The organism is Pseudomonas sp. FP818 (genome assembly GCF_030687335.1).
GTDB classification, from domain to species: Bacteria; Pseudomonadota; Gammaproteobacteria; order Pseudomonadales; family Pseudomonadaceae; genus Aquipseudomonas; species Aquipseudomonas shahriarae.
The window spans coordinates 591997-607748 of the sequence record NZ_CP117427.1 but is presented as its reverse complement, the minus strand read 5'-3'; the positions used below and the strand labels follow the sequence as shown (position 1 = coordinate 607748).

Here is a 15752-nt window from a genome sequence, read left to right as displayed (position 1 = left end):
CCTCGTGATGGCACGGGGCGATTCATCACAACTTACCTGTGGCCAACTGATCGACCCATGCCTTGAAGGTATCGGCATAGTCATAAAAACCGACAACCGTACGGACTAATTTTCCGTCCCGGAAAAACAGCGTGGTTGGCGCGGACTGCACGTCATAAGCAGGCGTTTTCTCGATTGGGCCATTGACCTCCAGCGTCTTGTCGAGGAACTCAATAGCCGTGCCCTGATCCCGGGCTGCAGCCTCCAGTGTCACGACCATTCTGTTTGAAGAGGGCTTGCTGGCATTACTGAACAGCACAATCACTGGGGTCGTGGCCTTGAGCACACGACTTTCAAAGCTGCTGGCATCTACCGTAGGCAAAGACATGATTTAGCTCCTGTCGAAACGAAAAATGATATTCCGCACTCAGGAGCAGAGCAGCAAACCCGTGGTGGGTCTACTGTCAGAAGTAACAGGTGTGAACCAACGTCAGCCTCTTACCGCGGCTCTCTACACCATCCCGCCCAGCTTCAATTCACTCTTCAAATACGCATAGTAGATCGGCCCCGCCACCACTCCCGGCAGGCCAAAGGCGGCCTCGAACACCAGCATCGCCAACAGCAACTCCCACGACTTGGCGCTGATCTGCCCGCCGACGATGCGCGCATTGAGGAAGTACTCGACCTTGTGGATCACGATCAGGTAGCCCAGCGCCGCCACCGCCACCCAGATCGACACCGACAACGCGACGATGGTGATCAGGGTGTTGGACATCAGGTTGCCGATCACCGGCAGCAGGCCCAGCAGGAAGGTGAGGACGATCAGGGTCTTGGTCAGCGGCAGGTGGATCCCCGCCAGCGGCAGCACCACCGCGAGGAATATCCCGGTGAAGATGGTGTTGAGGGCGGCAATTTTGATTTGCGCGAAGACAATGTTGCGAAAGGCCTGGACCAGCAGGTGCAGGCGGTCGAACAGCACGGCGGCCAGGGGTTTGCGCTTGGTCAGGTCGGGCACCCGCTGCAGGGCGATGATCGCCCCCAGGACCATACCGATCAGCAAGGTTACGAACATATGGGCGGCGTCTTTGCCCACCAGTTGCAGTTCGCTCAGGTGCTTGCTCAGCCATTCGCCGATGGCCACGCGAAACTCGGCGGCGCTGGCTGGCAGGTAGGCGTCGAGGAACGGCGGCAACTGGCCGCGCGCGCGGTCGACCACGCCCATGAATTTATCGAGGGAGGCCCCGGGGTTTTCCGCTTCGTGCAGCAGGAAACTGATGGCGCCAGCGAAAATCAGGGTCAGCGCGCTAACAATCACAGTGCCAAGCAACGCCACCGCCAGCCAGCGCGCACGCCGGCCTTCGATCAGGCGTTGCAGCTGTGGGGTAAGCATGTTGACCAGTTCGAAAACCAACAGGCCGGCCAACAGGCTGGGCAGCAGTTTTAACGGTAGGACCAGCAACAAGCCGCCGAAAATGATGATGTAGCTGGCCAGCAACAACACATGACGCTGAGAAAACGTTGGCATACAGCCTCTAAACGAACGGCGTTAAAGGATGGGCAGTCTGCCAGCCTTGGGACAATCAAGCGAGAAGTCTGATGGCTGTAAACGCCATCGACTGTGGGAGCGGGCTTGCCCGCGATGGCGCTGGCTCAGTCGATATCTCGCCGGCTGACACACCGCAATCGCGGGCAAGCCCGCTCCCACAGGGGTATTTAAGCGGGTCAGCCTTTGAGGCAGGTGCTCATAAAGGTTTTACGCGCATCGCCGGTCAGCGCCTTGGTTTTTGCCGACGCGTTGCAGTCCTTCATTTTTTGCTGCTGCGGGGTCAGGGTCTTGGCGTCGTTGGCGGCCGGGGCCGAGAGGCAGGTTTTCATGAAGGCCTTGCGCTCGTCGCCCTTCAAGGTCTTGGTCGAGGCTTCGGCATTGCAGGTGGTCATTTTGTTTTGCTGGGCAGTGGCCGCAAACCCTTGGGAACAGAGCAGCAGACCGATCATCAACAACGGAATACGCAACATCTTCATGGAGTTTTCTCCCTGTTACCACGCCGAGGGGCGCGGCCTCCCCTGCAGTGTAGACAAAGCCTGTTACACCTTCACCTGCTACGTAAGTTCGTTCGTCGATACTGCTCCGGCGTACAACCGGCCTGGCGCTGGAACATCGCAATAAACGCCGAGGCGGTGCTGTAACCCAGGTCAAACGCCACTTCCTGCACGCTGCGCGTGCTTTCCAGGGCCTCGATGGCCGCCAGAAAGCGCAGGCGCTGACGCCACTCGCCAAAGCTCATGCCCAGTTCGCGCACAAACTGCCGAGCCAGGGTGCGCTCGCTGACATGCACCTGCTGCGCCCACAGCGCCAGCGCACGGTTGTCCCCAGGATCGGCCTGCATGCCTTCAAGCACGCTGAGCAGGCCGGGGCTGCTGGCATACGGCAGGAAACAGTCATGCACCGGCGCCTGCTGGAGTTGGTCCACCAGCACCTGGGCCAGGCGCACGTCGGCTTCGTTGGCCGGGATATTCACGTCGCGCTCGGCGAAATCACTGAGGATCGCCTTGAGGATGTTGCTGATGGTCAGGGTGCAGGGCTGCTTGGGCAATAGCTCGCACAACGACGGCGACAGGTACACCGAGCGGTAGACAATCGCCTGGGCGTTGTAGGAACTGTGCTGGGTGTTGGGCGGGATCCACACCGCGTATTGCGGCGGCGACATAAACCGGTTGCCGCCCACTTCAAAGCGCATCACGCCACGGGCCGAGTAGTCCAGGGAGCCCCAGGCATGCTGATGGCGGGAGGCGCGGCTGTCGGCGGCAAACTCCGAGTAGCGGAAGTACACCGGGGCCGGTAGCACGTCGAAATCGGGCAGGTTGATGTAGGTCTTGGACATATTGTCTGGATACAAAGGCGGCTTGTCTGGATCGAAGTATAGGCTTCGATCCAGACAAAGGATAATCAACCCTCACTAACGTTCCTGGTTCCTTGCAATGCAATACGCTTATCCGCTGCTGGCCATCTTTATCTGGGCTGGCAATACCGTGGTCAACAAACTCGCCGTGGGCTCGATTTTCCCGGCCGAGATCGGTTTTTATCGCTGGCTGCTGGCGGCCATCCTGTTCACCCCGTTCATGCTCAAGCCGGTCATTGCCAACTGGGCATTGATCCGCCCCAACCTAGGCAAGATCGCTGTGCTCGGCGTGCTCGGCATGGCGGTTTACCAGAGCCTGGCGTACTACGCCGCGAGCCTGACCAGCGCCACCAATATGGGGATCATCCTCTCGCTGATGCCATTGATGGCCCTGACTGCGGCGATTATCAGCCTCGGCCAGCGCCTGACCTTCGGCGCCCTGACCGGGGCGGTACTGTCGTTTGCCGGGGTGGCGGTGGTGGTGTCGGCCGGCAGCCTCGGCGCGCTGCTGCAACACGGGGTGAACCTGGGCGACGCGATGATGTTGGTGGCCACCCTGGCCTACGCGATCTACAGCACCCTGTTGAAAAAATGGCAGCTGCGCCTGCCGCCCCTGGTGCTCCTGTATTTGCAGGTGCTGGTGGCTGTAGTGGTGCTGTTTCCACTGTTCCTGGCCTCGGACAAGGTCGGCCTCGGCCCGTCGAATATTGGCCTGGTGGTGTACGCCTGCCTGCTGGCCTCGATGATTGCGCCGCTGGCGTGGATGCATTCAGTCAAGCAGTTGGGGCCGAGCCGGACCACGCTGTTTTTTAACCTGCTGCCGTTGATCACCGCGCTGATTGCCGCAGTGGTGCTCAAGGAACAGCTGGCGCTGTATCACCTGGTCGGCGGCGTACTGACGCTGGGCGGGGTGATTTTGTCGGAGCGCTGGACGACGCCCGTAAGACGTTAGAGCCCGGCCGCCTTCAACCGCTGAGCATGCTCGACAAACAGGCGGATCGGCTCGGCCCCCTTGCCCACCAGGCCCAGCGACTGGTTGACGATATCGAAATGGTCCAGCGCATAGTCGTCACCGATCACCGTGCCCAAGTGTGAGCTGTAGCGCCCGACCATGCCGTCGCACTGGCCTTTCTCCTTGACGAAGGTCCGCGCAAACAGCCGGCAACTGCGGTTGGTGCCGTCCAGCAGGTTGCGCCCGCGATCGGTCTTGCCCGGCTGCAGGGTGCCGGACCAGGAGTAATAGCGCACACCGCCCACTTCCTCGGCGCCCTGCCCGCCCCAGGTGTCTGGCAGGCCCTGAGGGTACTGGCGATTGAACAGCGCCACACCCTCGCTGGTCAGCGACTGATGGGAGGCGTGGATATCCGCCGCAAAACGCGGGCCGCGATAGCCGGTTTCCAGAAGCCCCATCAGCACGCCCACCAGGCGCAACAGCGCACTCATGATCCGGCCCTTGGCGCTGTCGGCCGGGTAGTGGGTGTGCAGGTAGTCTGCCAACTCCGAGCCGTGATTGGGTCCCGCCACCGACGTCACCGAAGCCACCCATTCCGGGCGTTTGGCCGCTGCGTAACGGGCGGTGAGCGAGCCCTGGCTATGGCCGATCAGGTTGACCTTGTCGGCGCCGGTCTGGCGGCGTATCTGCTCGATCTGCACCAGCAACTGCTCGCCACGCACCTCGCTGGAGTTGAGCGGCGCCACCTGCACCGCAAACACCTGCGCCCCGCCGGCACGCAAGGCCGGGATGATGCCGTACCAGTACGGGTACAGCACCAGCCGTACAAACCCGAGCATGCCCGGCACCAAAACCAGGGGATAACGTGTAGCCAATGTCTGCGTCATAGGGGCAAACGTCCTTGAAAGAGGCGATTAGGCTGATCCTAGACCAGCCCTGCCGCCACCGATATGACACCCGGCAACATCCGATAAAACTTTTTGCGCCGCGCAGCACTCACAACTTGGAGCGATCACACCCCGAGAGTGTGGCGCAAAACCGGATTAGCCTCAGGAGATTGAAATGACTGACATGCATTTGTCTGACGTAAGCACCCTTCGCGAACGTGCACGCAAGAATGTGGAAAACGGCGCGGTGACCGAAGGCTACAGCGCCGACCGCGAAGAGATCCTGCGCCTGCTCAATGAGTCGCTGGCCACCGAACTGGTCTGCGTGCTGCGCTACAAGCGCCACTACTTCATGGCCAGCGGCCTGAAAGCCAGCGTCGCCGCCGATGAGTTCCTGGAGCACGCCAACCAGGAACTGGAACATGCCGACAAACTGGCCGAGCGCATCGTGCAACTGGGCGGCGAACCCGAGTTCAACCCGGACCTGCTGTCCAAGAACTCCCACGCGCAGTACGTAGCCGGCAAGACCTTGAAGGAAATGGTCTACGAAGACCTGGTGGCCGAGCGCATCGCGGTGGACAGCTATCGCGAGATCATCCAGTACATCGGCGAAAAAGACCCGACCACCCGCCGCATCTTTGAAGACATCCTGGCCCAGGAAGAAGAGCACGCTGACGATATGGCGGACATTCTCAAAGACCTGTAAGGCTCTGCCAGCACAGCTAACGACGGTGGGAGCGGGCTTGCTCGCGAGAGCGGTGTATCAGTCAGCATTTTAGCAACTGACCCACAGCTATCGCGGGCAAGCCCGCTCCCACATTGAGCTATCGGTTTCTTCAGTTAGCCTTTCACCGTTTTCGGTGCCTTGCCTTCCCGCATCTGCTGCAACAGCGGCACGCACTGGTTCGGCTCATCCCCACTCGGCGCCACCAGCGCCAGCAAGCCCGCCGCAGGGGCGACGATCACACCCAGCGCCACCATGCCTGCGCCACGCAACAACAGTGGCACCGTCTTGACCCCGGCATTGGGCTTGATAAACGGCCCGTTGACGTACAACGGCGAACGCAGCGAGAACAGGCGAAAGCCCTTGGACTCTGGGCTGATCGTCAGGTCCAGCTGTTCGCTGGCCATGTTCGCGGTGCCGTCGATGTAGATGATCGCGTTCTCGGTATCGAACACAAACAGGCGGGTGGTGGCCAGGCCGGTCTTGATGCCGAAATCTGCCGCCGCGCAGTTGATCTTCACTTCCTTGTCGCCAAACAGTTTGCCAATCACATAGTTGCCCACGTTCAGCCCGGCGATTTCCATCAAGCCACGGCTGATGGCTCCGTCGTTGATGAGCATTTTCAGATCGCCATTGGCACTGCCCAGCAACGCTGCCACCGAGTTGCCGCGCCCGGCGATATCGGCATCGCCATTGAGCTCGCCGAAGCTGGTCTTCATCGGTTCAAAGGTGGGGAACAGTTGCTTGAGCTTGAAGTTGCGCGCCGTCAGTTTCGCCCGGCCTTCCAGCGGGGTGATGCGGCCATTGAGGCGAATCTGCGCATCGAGCTTGCCGCCCGCCACACCGAAACGCAGGGGTTCGAGGCTCAGTTGGCCGTCGTTGAGCACCAGGTGCGTGTAGAGGTCGGTAAAGGGCAATTCGGCACTGTGGACGATGCGTTTGCCGGTGAACTCGACATCCGCGTCCATATCGCGCCAGCGCTCGGTGCGGAACTCCTCCACCGGCAACACCTTGGTCGCCGGTTGCTTGCTTTCACCGCCACGAGCTTTTTGCTTGGCATTGGAGTCGGCACCGATCAGCGGCGCGAGGTCGGCCAGCAGCAGTTGATTGGACACCAACGCGCCGCTGAGCTTGGGCCGTGGCTGACTGGCGACATAGGCCAGGTCGCCGTGGATGTCGCTGTTGCCGATCTTGCCGTTGAAGTTCTCATAGCGGAACGACGCACCGCCGGCCTCCTGCAACTTGGCGATCAGGCGCCCATCGGTGGAATAGGCCGGCGAGTCCGGCAGGGTCACGCCAGTCAGTGGGTAAAGGTTGCCCAGGCTGGTACCGGACAGTTTCAGGCGCAGGTCCAGGGCGCCGAGGTTCAGTGGGTCGGTCAGGGTGCCGGCCAAGGCAATACTGGTATCACCGATTTTCGCCTGGGCTTGCAGGGGGAATGGCTTGGCAGCGTCCTGCAGGGCCAGCAGCCCGCCGATCTTGCCGCTGCCCGCGAGTTTCTGGCCGTGGTACTGGCCGCTGACCTTGAGGCCGAAGGCATAGTCCTGGGGTGTCGCGCCCTGCTCCAGGGCCTTTTTGGCATCGCGCTCGCCGACGATTTCGCTGAATGCGATGGGTTTGCCCAGGAGGTCGATCAGCACATCGAGACGGGTCTTGAGGGTCTGGTCGTCGAGGGTCACGTGGCCCTTGTCGAAACCGATGGCACCGATATCCACCACCCAGTTGGACGGTTCGGCATTCGGATCCTTGGGATCAAAGGTGAAGGTCCAGTTGGCGCGGCCATCGGCCAGGCGCTGCAGCTCGGCGCTCGGTTCGGTCAGGTCGATGCGCGGGATCACCACGCGCTGGGCCAGCAAGGCCAAGGGCGAGATGCGCAGTTCAACGCGCTTGAGGGTGACCATTTGCGGTTTTTTCGACCACTCGGGGTTGCCCAGGCTCAGGTCTTCGGCCACCACATGGGGCCACGGCACCCAGGCGCGCCAACCGCCCTCGTCCGGCTCGCGCTGCCAGACCACCGCCAGGTTGCCATTGATGGCAAAGGCGCGATGCAGCTCTTCGGAGACTTTGGCATTGAGTTGCGGCTTGATCCGGTTCCAATCGAAGAACACCAGGATCAGTACCACTGCGGCGATCAGCAGGACGAAGCAAGCACTGCTCCAGGCGAGAATTTTACGAGTGCGCGTCATTGCACAGGGCTCCTGATTACGACTGCGCGTGCCACGGGCCACGCGCGCAAGGGCTAAAGCTTATATGGCTACGACTGGCAAATGGCCTGGGGGTTTAACCGCAGAGGGCAATTAGCAGTGAAAAGCGTTTTTTCTGACTAATCCGACAGCTTCTTTCATCAATGACGCACCATTGTTACCCACGCCCGTGTCAAAAATACCCACCTCGGTGCAAAAGCGCGTGCTTGAGAGCCGCGATTTAGAGCCTCGGCGCAGAACAATCAATTCTGTTGATTATTACCATTGCGTTTATGAACTTTTATATCGAGATATCGAGAGTAGCATTGGCTCCGTACCCACTTTATCGCCCTCCCAAGGAGCCACTCTCATGAAACGCCAATTACTGCTCAGTGTTGCACTCTCCGTCCTGGCCACCAGCGCTTTTGCCCTGCCAGCCGCAGAACAAGCCATCCCACAAGCCAAGGCTGACGCCGCGCACATCAGCCAGACCGTTGCCGAAGGTGGCCGCGATCGCCTGGAACAGAAAGGTCTGGTTGAAGGCGGTTCCGACCGTCTGCAAGAGCGCAACGCCGTCGCCGAAGGCGGTCGCGATCGCCTGGAACAGAAAGGCCTGGTTGAAGGCGGTTCTGAGCGTCTGCAGAAACGTGAATTCGTAGCCGAAGGCGGCCGTGATCGCCTGGAACAGAAAGGTCTGGTTGAAGGTGGCTCGGACCGCCTGCAACAGCGCGAATTCGTTGCCGAGGGCGGCTCCGACCGTCTGGATGACATGCATAAAGCTACGAGCTAAGCCCGTGCCGGCCCTGAAAAAAGCCCGATCCCCAGTGATCGGGCTTTGACTTTGTGGGACCTACCCCCCTTTTGCCCTGTTTCAAGTTCGACGCCGGTAAAGTTGTTTTGCTAGAGTGCGTCGCTGTCCTTGTCTACAAAGCCCAGCTGCCAATGCTCCCCCGCGCCGAACAGAAGCAACAGACCCGCCTTGCCTTGATGGACGCAGCCCGCCATCTGATGGAGGGTGGCCGTGGGTTTGGTAGCCTGAGCCTGCGTGAAGTGGCAAAGAGCGCCGGCATCGTGCCCACCGGTTTTTACCGTCACTTTGCCGATATGGACCAACTGGGCCTGGTGCTCGTCAGTGAGGTCGGCCAGACCTTCCGCGCCACCATCCGCCTGGTACGCCACAACGAATTCGTCATGGGCGGCATCATTGATGCCTCGGTGCGGATCTTTCTCGATGTGGTAGCGGCCAACCGTTCGCAATTCCTGTTCCTGGCCCGCGAGCAATACGGCGGTTGCCTGGCCGTGCGCCAAGCCATCGGCGCGCTGCGCGAGGACATCACCTCGGACCTGGCAGCCGACCTGACGCTGATGCCCAAGCTCCAGCACCTGGATGCCGACGGCTTGCATGTGATGGCCGACCTGATCGTCAAGAGCGTGTTCGCCACCCTGCCCGACATCATCGACCCGCCCGCCGCCGCCCTGCCGCCGCATCTCACGCCCCAGGCCAAGATCACCCAGCAACTGCGCTTCATCTTTATCGGCCTCAAGCACTGGCAAGGCCTGGGCAGCACCGAGTAGCGCGGTCAACGCACCGTGTGAAAACGCTTGGCGGTGGTGTAGTTCTTCTTCCAGTAGTTGTTGGCCAGGGAGTCGATGCGGATGCTCTTGCCCTTGCGCGGCGAATGAATGAACTTGCCCTCACCCACATAAAGGCCGACATGGCCGACCTGGCTGCTGCCATTGGCCTTGAAAAACACCGCATCGCCGGGCTGCAGCGCATCACGCTTGATCGTCGCCGCCGTTGACCGGTGCATCGCCGCCGTGGTGCGCGGGATGACAATATTGGCCTCGGTCTTGAACAGATAGACCAGCAACCCGCTGCAATCGAACCCCTGCTCCTGGGAGCTGCCGCCCCACTTGTACGCGGTGCCCAGCAACTCATGGGCGCGGTCGACCACACTCTCGATGGTGGGTTGCGGCACGGCCTGCAACGATGAACTGAAAGGGGCCAGGGAAGTGGTGCGCTTATTGAAGTTGGCCGAAGCCGATGAGGTGATGCCAAACAGACCGACCATGACTACACATAAAAATGACTTAAACATGAGGAACGTCGCAATGGATTAAACACGGGGGCGAAATCCTAGTGAAACGACGCGTAGAAATATGAGCGAGGAATCCCCTATGCGCGTAGGAGCAATCCCAAATCAACCCTGGGACAAGTAGCTGAAGGAAACGCCCTGCAAAACAGCTGGCGGGGCCCGCCAAAACCGCCCAATTCGGGTGCTTGCGCAGCCCATGACGCACCACAATGAATCACTCCCTCACCACCCCCTCGCCCCGTTTAGTGGCGCAACGCCCCAGACCTACGGCGTTTTCCTACGTCCAGCAGGGTTGGCAAGCCCCTTGCTCTAGCCTGTTTATCGCTCATAGCTGGAAGCTTCCTGATGCTGGTGATCCACCGCCGAATCGCCCCCCAACCCACCTGGGCCGCAGAGTTGCTGCTGAACTTCGAAGCCCGCAGCAAAAGCCGCCTGCGCTGTTTCAGTGCCGAGGGAGAAGACGTCGGCCTGTTTCTGGAGCGCGGTCAGCCGCCGCTGCACGATGGGGAATTCCTACAGGCTGAAGACGGACGTGTCGTACGTGTCTGCGCGCGCCCTGAACAACTGCTGCACGTAACCTGCAGCAGCGCCTTCGAGCTGACCCGCGCGGCCTATCACTTGGGCAACCGCCATGTGGCCCTGCAAGTGGGTGACGGCTGGCTGCGCCTGCTTGATGACTACGTGCTCAAGGCCATGCTCGAGCAATTGGGGGCCCATGCCGAAACCCTCGAAGCACCGTTCCAGCCCGAGCACGGCGCCTACGGTGGCGGTCATCATCACTCACGCCACGGTGACGAAGACTTCAACTACCCGCCCAAACTGCATCAGTTCGGCGTGCGCCTGTGAACCCGGCCTGGGCGCTGTTGCGTCTGGCCAGTCCGCAATTGCCGATTGGCGGCTACAGCTATTCCCAGGGCCTGGAAATGGCCGTGGACAATGCCCGTGTCAGCGATGCCGACAGCGCCCGACGCTGGATCAGCGACCAACTGCTACTCAACCTCGCACGCTTCGAAGCGCCGCTGTTGCTTGCCCAGTGCCAGGCCGCCGCCGACCAGGACTGGGCGCGCCTGCGCCAGCTCTGCGAAGAGCATCGTGTCAGCCGCGAAACCCGCGAGCTGTTCCAGGAGAGCCGGCAAATGGGCTACTCCCTGCAACAACTGCTCAACGGTCTGCCGGAACTGGATGACGCAGCGCGCCGCTTTCTCGACGCCACCCCCGAACCCCACCTGGCCCTGGGCTGGGCACTTGCCGCGCGCGCCTGGGCGATCAGCCCCGAGGATGCCCTGGCCGCCTGGCTGTGGAGCTGGCTGGAAAACCAGTTGGCGGTGCTGATGAAGACCCTGCCCCTGGGCCAGCAGGCCGCCCAACGCCTGACCAGCGAGCTGCTGCCGTTGCTGCAACAAGCCCAGCAGGACGCCCGCCAGTGCGATCCCCATCACGTTGGCAGCGCCGCGTTCGGCCTGTCCCTGGCATGCATGGCCCACGAGCGCCAGTACAGCCGCCTGTTCCGTTCCTAGGAGAAACCCATGAACACACAACCTCTGCGCGTCGGTATCGGCGGCCCCGTTGGCTCCGGCAAGACCGCCCTGACCCTGGCGCTGTGCCTGGCCCTGCGTGATCGCTACAACCTGGCGGTGGTCACCAACGACATCTATACCCGCGAAGACGCCGACTTCCTGGTGCGCAACCAGGCCCTGGCACCCGAGCGCATCATCGGCGTAGAAACCGGCGGCTGCCCGCACACGGCGATTCGCGAAGACGCGTCGATCAACCTCGAAGCCGTGGATCAACTGAACCGGCGCTTCCCAGGCCTGGACCTGATCCTGGTGGAGTCGGGCGGCGACAACCTGTCGGCCACCTTCAGCCCCGAGCTGTCGGACCTGACCATCTATGTGATCGATGTGTCGGCCGGCGACAAGCTGCCACGCAAGGGCGGGCCGGGGATCTGCAAGTCGGACCTGTTGGTGATCAACAAGATCGACCTGGCGCCGCTGGTCGGCGCCTCGCTGGAACTGATGAACAGCGACACCCAGCGCATGCGCGGCGGCAAGCCGTTTGTGTTCAGCAACCAGAAAACCGGCGTCGGCCTGGAAGAAATCGTCGCCTTTATCGAACGCCAGGGCCTGCTGACCGCAGCCTGATCCCTTACCAAGGAGCTGTTTATGAGCCTCAACAAACTGTTTGCCGCCGCCACCCTGCTACTGGTCCCAGCCCTGGCCTTTGCCCATCCGGGCCACGGCGACAATGGCCTGGTGGCCGGCATCAGCCATCCCCTCGGCGGGCTGGACCATCTGCTGGCGATGCTGGCCGTCGGCCTATGGGCGGCGCAGCAACAAGGGGCGGCGCGTTGGGCGCTACCATGTACGTTTGTCGGCACCATGCTGCTCGGCGGCGTGCTGGGGTTTGAAGGGTTGGCCTTGCCGGCCCTGGAAAGCGGGATTGCCGCGTCGGTACTGGCCCTGGGCCTGGCGGTGGCCTTGGCGATTCGCCCGTCGGTGGCGCTGGCCGTGGCCGCAACAGCGGTGTTTGCCCTGTTCCATGGCGTGGCCCATGGCCTGGAGCTGCCGGACATGACCAGCCCCTGGGCGTATGCAGCCGGGTTTGTCGGGGCGACGGCGGTGCTGCACGCGGCCGGGTATGCGCTGGTGCGCTTCTTGCCGGCTGCGGCGGCGCCGCTGGTGCGGCTGGCGGGCGCGGCTTCGGCGGCGACCGGGGTCTGGTTGCTGGCGGGCTGAGCCTTGCGGTGCCTGTAAGGGCCCCATCGCAGGCAAGCCAGCTCCCACATTTGAAGGGGTTCACACTTCAAAAATGGGGAGCGGGCTTGCCCGCGATAGCGCTCGCACAGACACCACTGTTCTCAAGCCTGCTACCATGCGCGGCAAACACCCCTGCCGTGACGACGCCAGCCGATGCCCATCGCTCCAAGCTCCGCCCACAAGCCTCAATTGAACGCCGTGCTCACGCACTTCAACGACCTGATCGTGCCGCTCTGGCAGGGTCCGGGCTGGAATGCCGAGCTGGCGTTGCCCTATGAGGCGCTGGACGCCGACCATCGCCCCTTGCCCCCGCAACGCTACCGCGCCATGGCCTGTGCCCGGCAGTTGTATGTGTTTGCCAGCCTGATCGGCGAGCCAGGCAAAGCGTTTGCGCAAGAGCGCGCTGCGGCGTTGTTTCGCTCGCTGCAACGGCACTTCCATGACGCCGAGCACGGCGGCTGGTTCTACAGCATCGACCCCCACGGCAATCCGCTGGACCAGCGCAAAGACCTCTACACCCACGCGTTTATCATCTTCGCCTGCGCCCATTACTGGGCCAAGGTCCGCGAGCCGTTGGTGGAGTCGGTGCTCAATGCCGCCCTGGAAGTAGTCGCCGAGCGCTTTGCCACGGGCGACGGCCTGTATGAGGCGGTCCTGGAGCGTAACTGGTCGTCCCTCAAGTCCGGCCCGCTACAGAACCCGCTGATGCACCTGGCCGAAGGCTTCCTCGCCACCCTCGCGGTGCGTGAAGACGCGGCGGTGCAACAGGCCCTGCTGGCACTGGCGACGGCCATGCAACAGCGCTTTATCGAGCGCCAGCATGGCGTGATGATGGAAAAACCCCTGGGCGCTGTGGATAACTGGTTCGAGCCGGGGCATCAGTTTGAATGGTTCTTCCTGCTGGAGTCCTCGCCCCTGCTGCGCGGCACTGCGCTGCATGCCTCGCTGAGCCGGGCATTTGCCTATGCCGAGCAAACCGGTGTGGATAACCTCACTGGCGCCGTCAGCGGCATGTTGGCGCTGGACGGCAGCGTGCGTGACGCCACCCAGCGCATCTGGGCCCAGGCCGAGTACCTGCGGGCACTGACCTTGCGCCCGGGCAGCGCGGCGGTGCTGGAGCGCCAGTTGCTGGCGTTGCAGCAGCATTTCCTGCATGCCAGGGGCTGGAATGAGTGCCTGGATGCCAAGGGTGAGGTGAGCCGGCGGGATATGCCGTCGACTACGCCTTACCATTTGGCTACCTGCTATCAGGGGTTGAGCGAGTTTCTCGGCTGATTTTCCCGGCCCCATCGCAGGCAAGCCAGCTCCCACACTTGAACGGTTTCCATCGTTGGAACGCAGTCGAATGTGGGAGCTGGCTTGCCTGCCAGAGCCTCACCTCGGTCTAACGGCCGATCACGCAATCCACTTGCGATCCCCAGTAAAACTGATCGTCAGCCACCGCGCCTTGTCCGGCGCGCCCAGCCCTGTGGATATCTCTTCACGTAGCCCGTCGAGCGTCGCAACCTTATCCACCGGGTAATCGGCCGGCAACACCACATGGATCTCGATAAACCGCGCCCGCCCGTGTTTCTGCACGTAGGACACGTAATCCTCGAAACCATGCCGGGCCTGGGCCGCATCCATCACTTCGCGCACCTTGTCGTCCAACTGGTCCGGGGCAATCCCCAGCACGTCGCGCAAGGCCGGGCGCAGGATCTTCAAGGCCGGCGCCAGCATGCTCAGGGCCAGCAGGATCAGGATCAAGGGGTCGACATACACCGCCCACTCGCCGTAGCCCTGGGACTTGAGCAACAACGCGGCCAGGAAGCTCACCAGCAGGCCCACGGAGAGCATCGCGTCCACCAGCCAACTGATATTGTCGAACTGGATCAGCGACGACTGCAGCTTGCGGTTGCGGTGGCGCACATAGAAGAAGTAGGCGAACTCGACCACGGTAAACACCGCGGCGTAGATGATCACCAGCCCCAACTCGATCTCGCGCCCGCCATTGATAATGCCGAACACCCCGTTGAGAAACGCGTAGATGGCGATCAACAGCAGGAAACTGCCCTCGATCAGCAGCACCATGGGTTCCAGGTGCCAGTAGCCGAACTGGAAGCGGTCATTGCTTTTCTTGGCGATCAGCTTGGCCGTGATCAGCATCAGCACCTTGATAAAGGTCGCGATCAGCGAGAAAAAGCCATCGAATAAAATGGATTGGGCGCCTGATATCACACCCGTGACAATCCCGGCGATCGCCACGGCGAACATCAGGATGGTCGATTGTTTGAGCAGTGCCTGCTCACCTCGGTTACTCACATATCCTCCTGTCAAAACCTTTAAACCGCTGGTTGCGGTGGGGTTTTCAGGAGTGGAGTGTACCTTATGTCGCCTTTTGGCCGATTTGCCGCCTTCGCTGGCAACCCCGGCTCCCCCATTTGATTGCATTTCAGAAGAGGGAGCCGCGCTGCGACGATTCGACTTGCCCGCGCTGCAGGCGGCGCGGTGCTAAGCCTTATTTAGCCCCACGCTCAATCGCAAACCCAGCCCAGGTCTGGCTGACCGGCATCAGCTCCAGGCGGTTGATGTTCACATGCGCCGGGGTGTTCATCACCCAGAAGATGGTGTCGGCAATATCTTGCGGCTGGATCGGCTCGGCGCCCGCATAGGTGGCGTCGTAACGCGCCTGGTCACCGCCGAAGCGCACCAGGGAGAACTCGCTCTCGCACAGGCCCGGCTCGATGTTGGTCACGCGTACGCCGGTGCCTTGCAGGTCGCAGCGCAGGTTCAGGGAGAACTGTTTGACGAACGCCTTGGAGCCGCCATACACGTGGCTGCCCGGGTACGGGTAGTTACCGGCGATGGAGCCCAGGTTGATGATCCCGGCGCCACGACCATGGGCGATCAGGCGCGGCAGCAGCAGGCTGGTAGTGGTCAGCAGGCCCTTGATGTTGGTGTCGACCATGGTTTCCCAATCGTCGAGGCTGCACTTGGGCGCCGGGTCGGTGCCCACGGCCAGGCCGGCATTGTTGATCAGCCCACGCAGTTTGCTGAACGATGGCGGCAGGTTGGCAATTGCCTCCTCCATGCCCTTGCGATCACGCACGTCCACCACCAGGCCATGCACCTCGGTCTGCTTGGAAAGCTCTTCGACCAGGGCATTCAAGCGCTCGGCGCGCCGACCGGTGAGCACCAGTTTCCAGCCAGCCTCGGCAAAGCGACGGGCACAGGCTTCGCCGAAACCTGAAGTTGCGCCAGTAATAAACAGCGTGTTGGACATGGTGTTCTCCTTG

General features: G+C 61.9%; 18 protein-coding genes. 9 read left to right on the top strand and 9 right to left on the bottom strand.

What is annotated here, in order from left to right; genetic code table 11:
- Nucleotides 1-25: 25 nt before the first annotated feature.
- From PSH80_RS02640 to PSH80_RS02625, 4 genes are all read right to left on the bottom strand, one after another.
- On the bottom strand, nt 26-367 hold the full coding sequence (locus PSH80_RS02640; RefSeq protein WP_057437492.1) for a co-chaperone YbbN: 342 nt from the start codon (nt 365-367) through the stop codon (nt 26-28).
- 123 nt (nt 368-490) lie between these two features.
- Nucleotides 491-1504: an AI-2E family transporter gene (locus tag PSH80_RS02635; RefSeq protein WP_057958180.1), complete on the bottom strand. Its 1014-nt coding sequence runs from the start codon at nt 1502-1504 to the stop codon at nt 491-493.
- Nucleotides 1505-1701: 197 nt separating this feature from the next.
- Complete coding sequence (locus PSH80_RS02630; RefSeq protein ID WP_057437488.1) at nt 1702-2001, bottom strand: PsiF family protein; 300 nt, start codon at nt 1999-2001, stop codon at nt 1702-1704.
- Between the two features lie 71 nt (nt 2002-2072).
- Entirely contained in the window at nt 2073-2861 is a 789-nt protein-coding gene (locus tag PSH80_RS02625; RefSeq protein ID WP_120734393.1) for a helix-turn-helix transcriptional regulator, read from the bottom strand.
- Nucleotides 2862-2958: 97 nt separating this feature from the next.
- On the opposite strand from PSH80_RS02625, the gene PSH80_RS02620 reads away from it, so the two are divergent.
- A complete protein-coding gene (locus PSH80_RS02620; protein ID WP_057437486.1) occupies nt 2959-3831 on the top strand; it encodes a DMT family transporter in 873 nt (290 codons plus the stop codon).
- Here the strand turns inward: PSH80_RS02620 and PSH80_RS02615 are convergent.
- Entirely contained in the window at nt 3828-4718 is an 891-nt protein-coding gene (locus PSH80_RS02615) for a triacylglycerol lipase (RefSeq protein WP_305419075.1), read from the bottom strand. The two genes, PSH80_RS02620 and PSH80_RS02615, sit on opposite strands and share 4 nt — an antisense overlap.
- Before the next feature lie 175 nt (nt 4719-4893).
- Between PSH80_RS02615 and PSH80_RS02610 the strand changes: the two genes are divergently transcribed.
- Nucleotides 4894-5424: a bacterioferritin gene (locus tag PSH80_RS02610; protein ID WP_029297770.1), complete on the top strand. Its 531-nt coding sequence runs from the start codon at nt 4894-4896 to the stop codon at nt 5422-5424.
- A 134-nt stretch (nt 5425-5558) separates the two neighbouring features.
- Here the strand turns inward: PSH80_RS02610 and PSH80_RS02605 are convergent, their stop codons facing one another.
- Complete coding sequence (locus PSH80_RS02605; RefSeq protein ID WP_186625845.1) at nt 5559-7628, bottom strand: AsmA family protein; 2070 nt, start codon at nt 7626-7628, stop codon at nt 5559-5561.
- Between the two features lie 367 nt (nt 7629-7995).
- On the opposite strand from PSH80_RS02605, the gene PSH80_RS02600 reads away from it, so the two are divergent.
- Nucleotides 7996-8415 (top strand): hypothetical protein, encoded by a 420-nt coding sequence (locus PSH80_RS02600; RefSeq protein ID WP_057437478.1) that lies wholly within the window; start codon nt 7996-7998, stop codon nt 8413-8415.
- 152 nt (nt 8416-8567) lie between these two features.
- A complete protein-coding gene (locus PSH80_RS02595; RefSeq protein ID WP_057958175.1) occupies nt 8568-9200 on the top strand; it encodes a TetR family transcriptional regulator in 633 nt (210 codons plus the stop codon).
- A gap of 5 nt (nt 9201-9205) precedes the next feature.
- On the opposite strand, the gene PSH80_RS02590 is transcribed toward PSH80_RS02595, so the two are convergent.
- On the bottom strand, nt 9206-9724 hold the full coding sequence (locus PSH80_RS02590; protein ID WP_128593132.1) for a C40 family peptidase: 519 nt from the start codon (nt 9722-9724) through the stop codon (nt 9206-9208).
- A 342-nt stretch (nt 9725-10066) separates the two neighbouring features.
- Here PSH80_RS02590 and ureE point away from each other — a divergent pair, with 342 nt between their 5' ends.
- The 5 genes from ureE to PSH80_RS02565 all read left to right on the top strand — a co-directional run bounded on the left by ureE (nt 10067) and on the right by PSH80_RS02565 (nt 13752).
- On the top strand, nt 10067-10567 hold the full coding sequence (gene ureE / locus PSH80_RS02585) for an urease accessory protein UreE (protein ID WP_057437471.1): 501 nt from the start codon (nt 10067-10069) through the stop codon (nt 10565-10567).
- Nucleotides 10564-11238 (top strand): urease accessory protein UreF, encoded by a 675-nt coding sequence (locus tag PSH80_RS02580; RefSeq protein WP_057958174.1) that lies wholly within the window; start codon nt 10564-10566, stop codon nt 11236-11238. The genes ureE and PSH80_RS02580 overlap by 4 nt, the downstream gene beginning before the upstream one ends.
- 9 nt (nt 11239-11247) lie before the next feature.
- The gene (gene ureG / locus PSH80_RS02575; RefSeq protein WP_003217431.1) at nt 11248-11862 is read left to right on the top strand and encodes an urease accessory protein UreG; all 615 of its coding nucleotides are present in this window, start codon (nt 11248-11250) and stop codon (nt 11860-11862) included.
- A 21-nt stretch (nt 11863-11883) separates the two neighbouring features.
- Entirely contained in the window at nt 11884-12456 is a 573-nt protein-coding gene (locus PSH80_RS02570; protein WP_305419070.1) for a HupE/UreJ family protein, read from the top strand.
- Nucleotides 12457-12630: 174 nt separating this feature from the next.
- The gene (locus PSH80_RS02565) at nt 12631-13752 is read left to right on the top strand and encodes an AGE family epimerase/isomerase (RefSeq protein WP_057437461.1); all 1122 of its coding nucleotides are present in this window, start codon (nt 12631-12633) and stop codon (nt 13750-13752) included.
- Nucleotides 13753-13872: 120 nt separating this feature from the next.
- Here PSH80_RS02565 and PSH80_RS02560 read toward each other — a convergent pair whose 3' ends face one another.
- Together PSH80_RS02560 and PSH80_RS02555 are read right to left on the bottom strand one after the other, a co-directional pair.
- Nucleotides 13873-14778: a cation diffusion facilitator family transporter gene (locus tag PSH80_RS02560; RefSeq protein WP_057437459.1), complete on the bottom strand. Its 906-nt coding sequence runs from the start codon at nt 14776-14778 to the stop codon at nt 13873-13875.
- A 196-nt stretch (nt 14779-14974) separates the two neighbouring features.
- The gene (locus PSH80_RS02555) at nt 14975-15739 is read right to left on the bottom strand and encodes an SDR family oxidoreductase (RefSeq protein ID WP_057437457.1); all 765 of its coding nucleotides are present in this window, start codon (nt 15737-15739) and stop codon (nt 14975-14977) included.
- Nucleotides 15740-15752 lie beyond the last annotated feature (13 nt).

Excerpts from the sequence above, each read along its gene's own strand:
- PSH80_RS02640 (WP_057437492.1), bottom strand. The coding sequence starts at position 367 with ATGTCTTTGCCTACGGTAGATGCCAGCAGCTTTGAAAGTCGTGTGCTC.
- PSH80_RS02635 (WP_057958180.1), bottom strand. The coding sequence starts at position 1,504 with ATGCCAACGTTTTCTCAGCGTCATGTGTTGTTGCTGGCCAGCTACATC.
- PSH80_RS02630 (WP_057437488.1), bottom strand. The coding sequence starts at position 2,001 with ATGAAGATGTTGCGTATTCCGTTGTTGATGATCGGTCTGCTGCTCTGT.
- PSH80_RS02625 (WP_120734393.1), bottom strand. The coding sequence starts at position 2,861 with ATGTCCAAGACCTACATCAACCTGCCCGATTTCGACGTGCTACCGGCC.
- PSH80_RS02620 (WP_057437486.1), top strand. The coding sequence starts at position 2,959 with ATGCAATACGCTTATCCGCTGCTGGCCATCTTTATCTGGGCTGGCAAT.
- PSH80_RS02615 (WP_305419075.1), bottom strand. The coding sequence starts at position 4,718 with ATGACGCAGACATTGGCTACACGTTATCCCCTGGTTTTGGTGCCGGGC.
- PSH80_RS02610 (WP_029297770.1), top strand. The coding sequence starts at position 4,894 with ATGACTGACATGCATTTGTCTGACGTAAGCACCCTTCGCGAACGTGCA.
- PSH80_RS02605 (WP_186625845.1), bottom strand. The coding sequence starts at position 7,628 with ATGACGCGCACTCGTAAAATTCTCGCCTGGAGCAGTGCTTGCTTCGTC.
- PSH80_RS02600 (WP_057437478.1), top strand. The coding sequence starts at position 7,996 with ATGAAACGCCAATTACTGCTCAGTGTTGCACTCTCCGTCCTGGCCACC.
- PSH80_RS02595 (WP_057958175.1), top strand. The coding sequence starts at position 8,568 with ATGCTCCCCCGCGCCGAACAGAAGCAACAGACCCGCCTTGCCTTGATG.
- PSH80_RS02590 (WP_128593132.1), bottom strand. The coding sequence starts at position 9,724 with ATGTTTAAGTCATTTTTATGTGTAGTCATGGTCGGTCTGTTTGGCATC.
- ureE (WP_057437471.1), top strand. The coding sequence starts at position 10,067 with ATGCTGGTGATCCACCGCCGAATCGCCCCCCAACCCACCTGGGCCGCA.
- ureG (WP_003217431.1), top strand. The coding sequence starts at position 11,248 with ATGAACACACAACCTCTGCGCGTCGGTATCGGCGGCCCCGTTGGCTCC.
- PSH80_RS02570 (WP_305419070.1), top strand. The coding sequence starts at position 11,884 with ATGAGCCTCAACAAACTGTTTGCCGCCGCCACCCTGCTACTGGTCCCA.
- PSH80_RS02565 (WP_057437461.1), top strand. The coding sequence starts at position 12,631 with ATGCCCATCGCTCCAAGCTCCGCCCACAAGCCTCAATTGAACGCCGTG.
- PSH80_RS02555 (WP_057437457.1), bottom strand. The coding sequence starts at position 15,739 with ATGTCCAACACGCTGTTTATTACTGGCGCAACTTCAGGTTTCGGCGAA.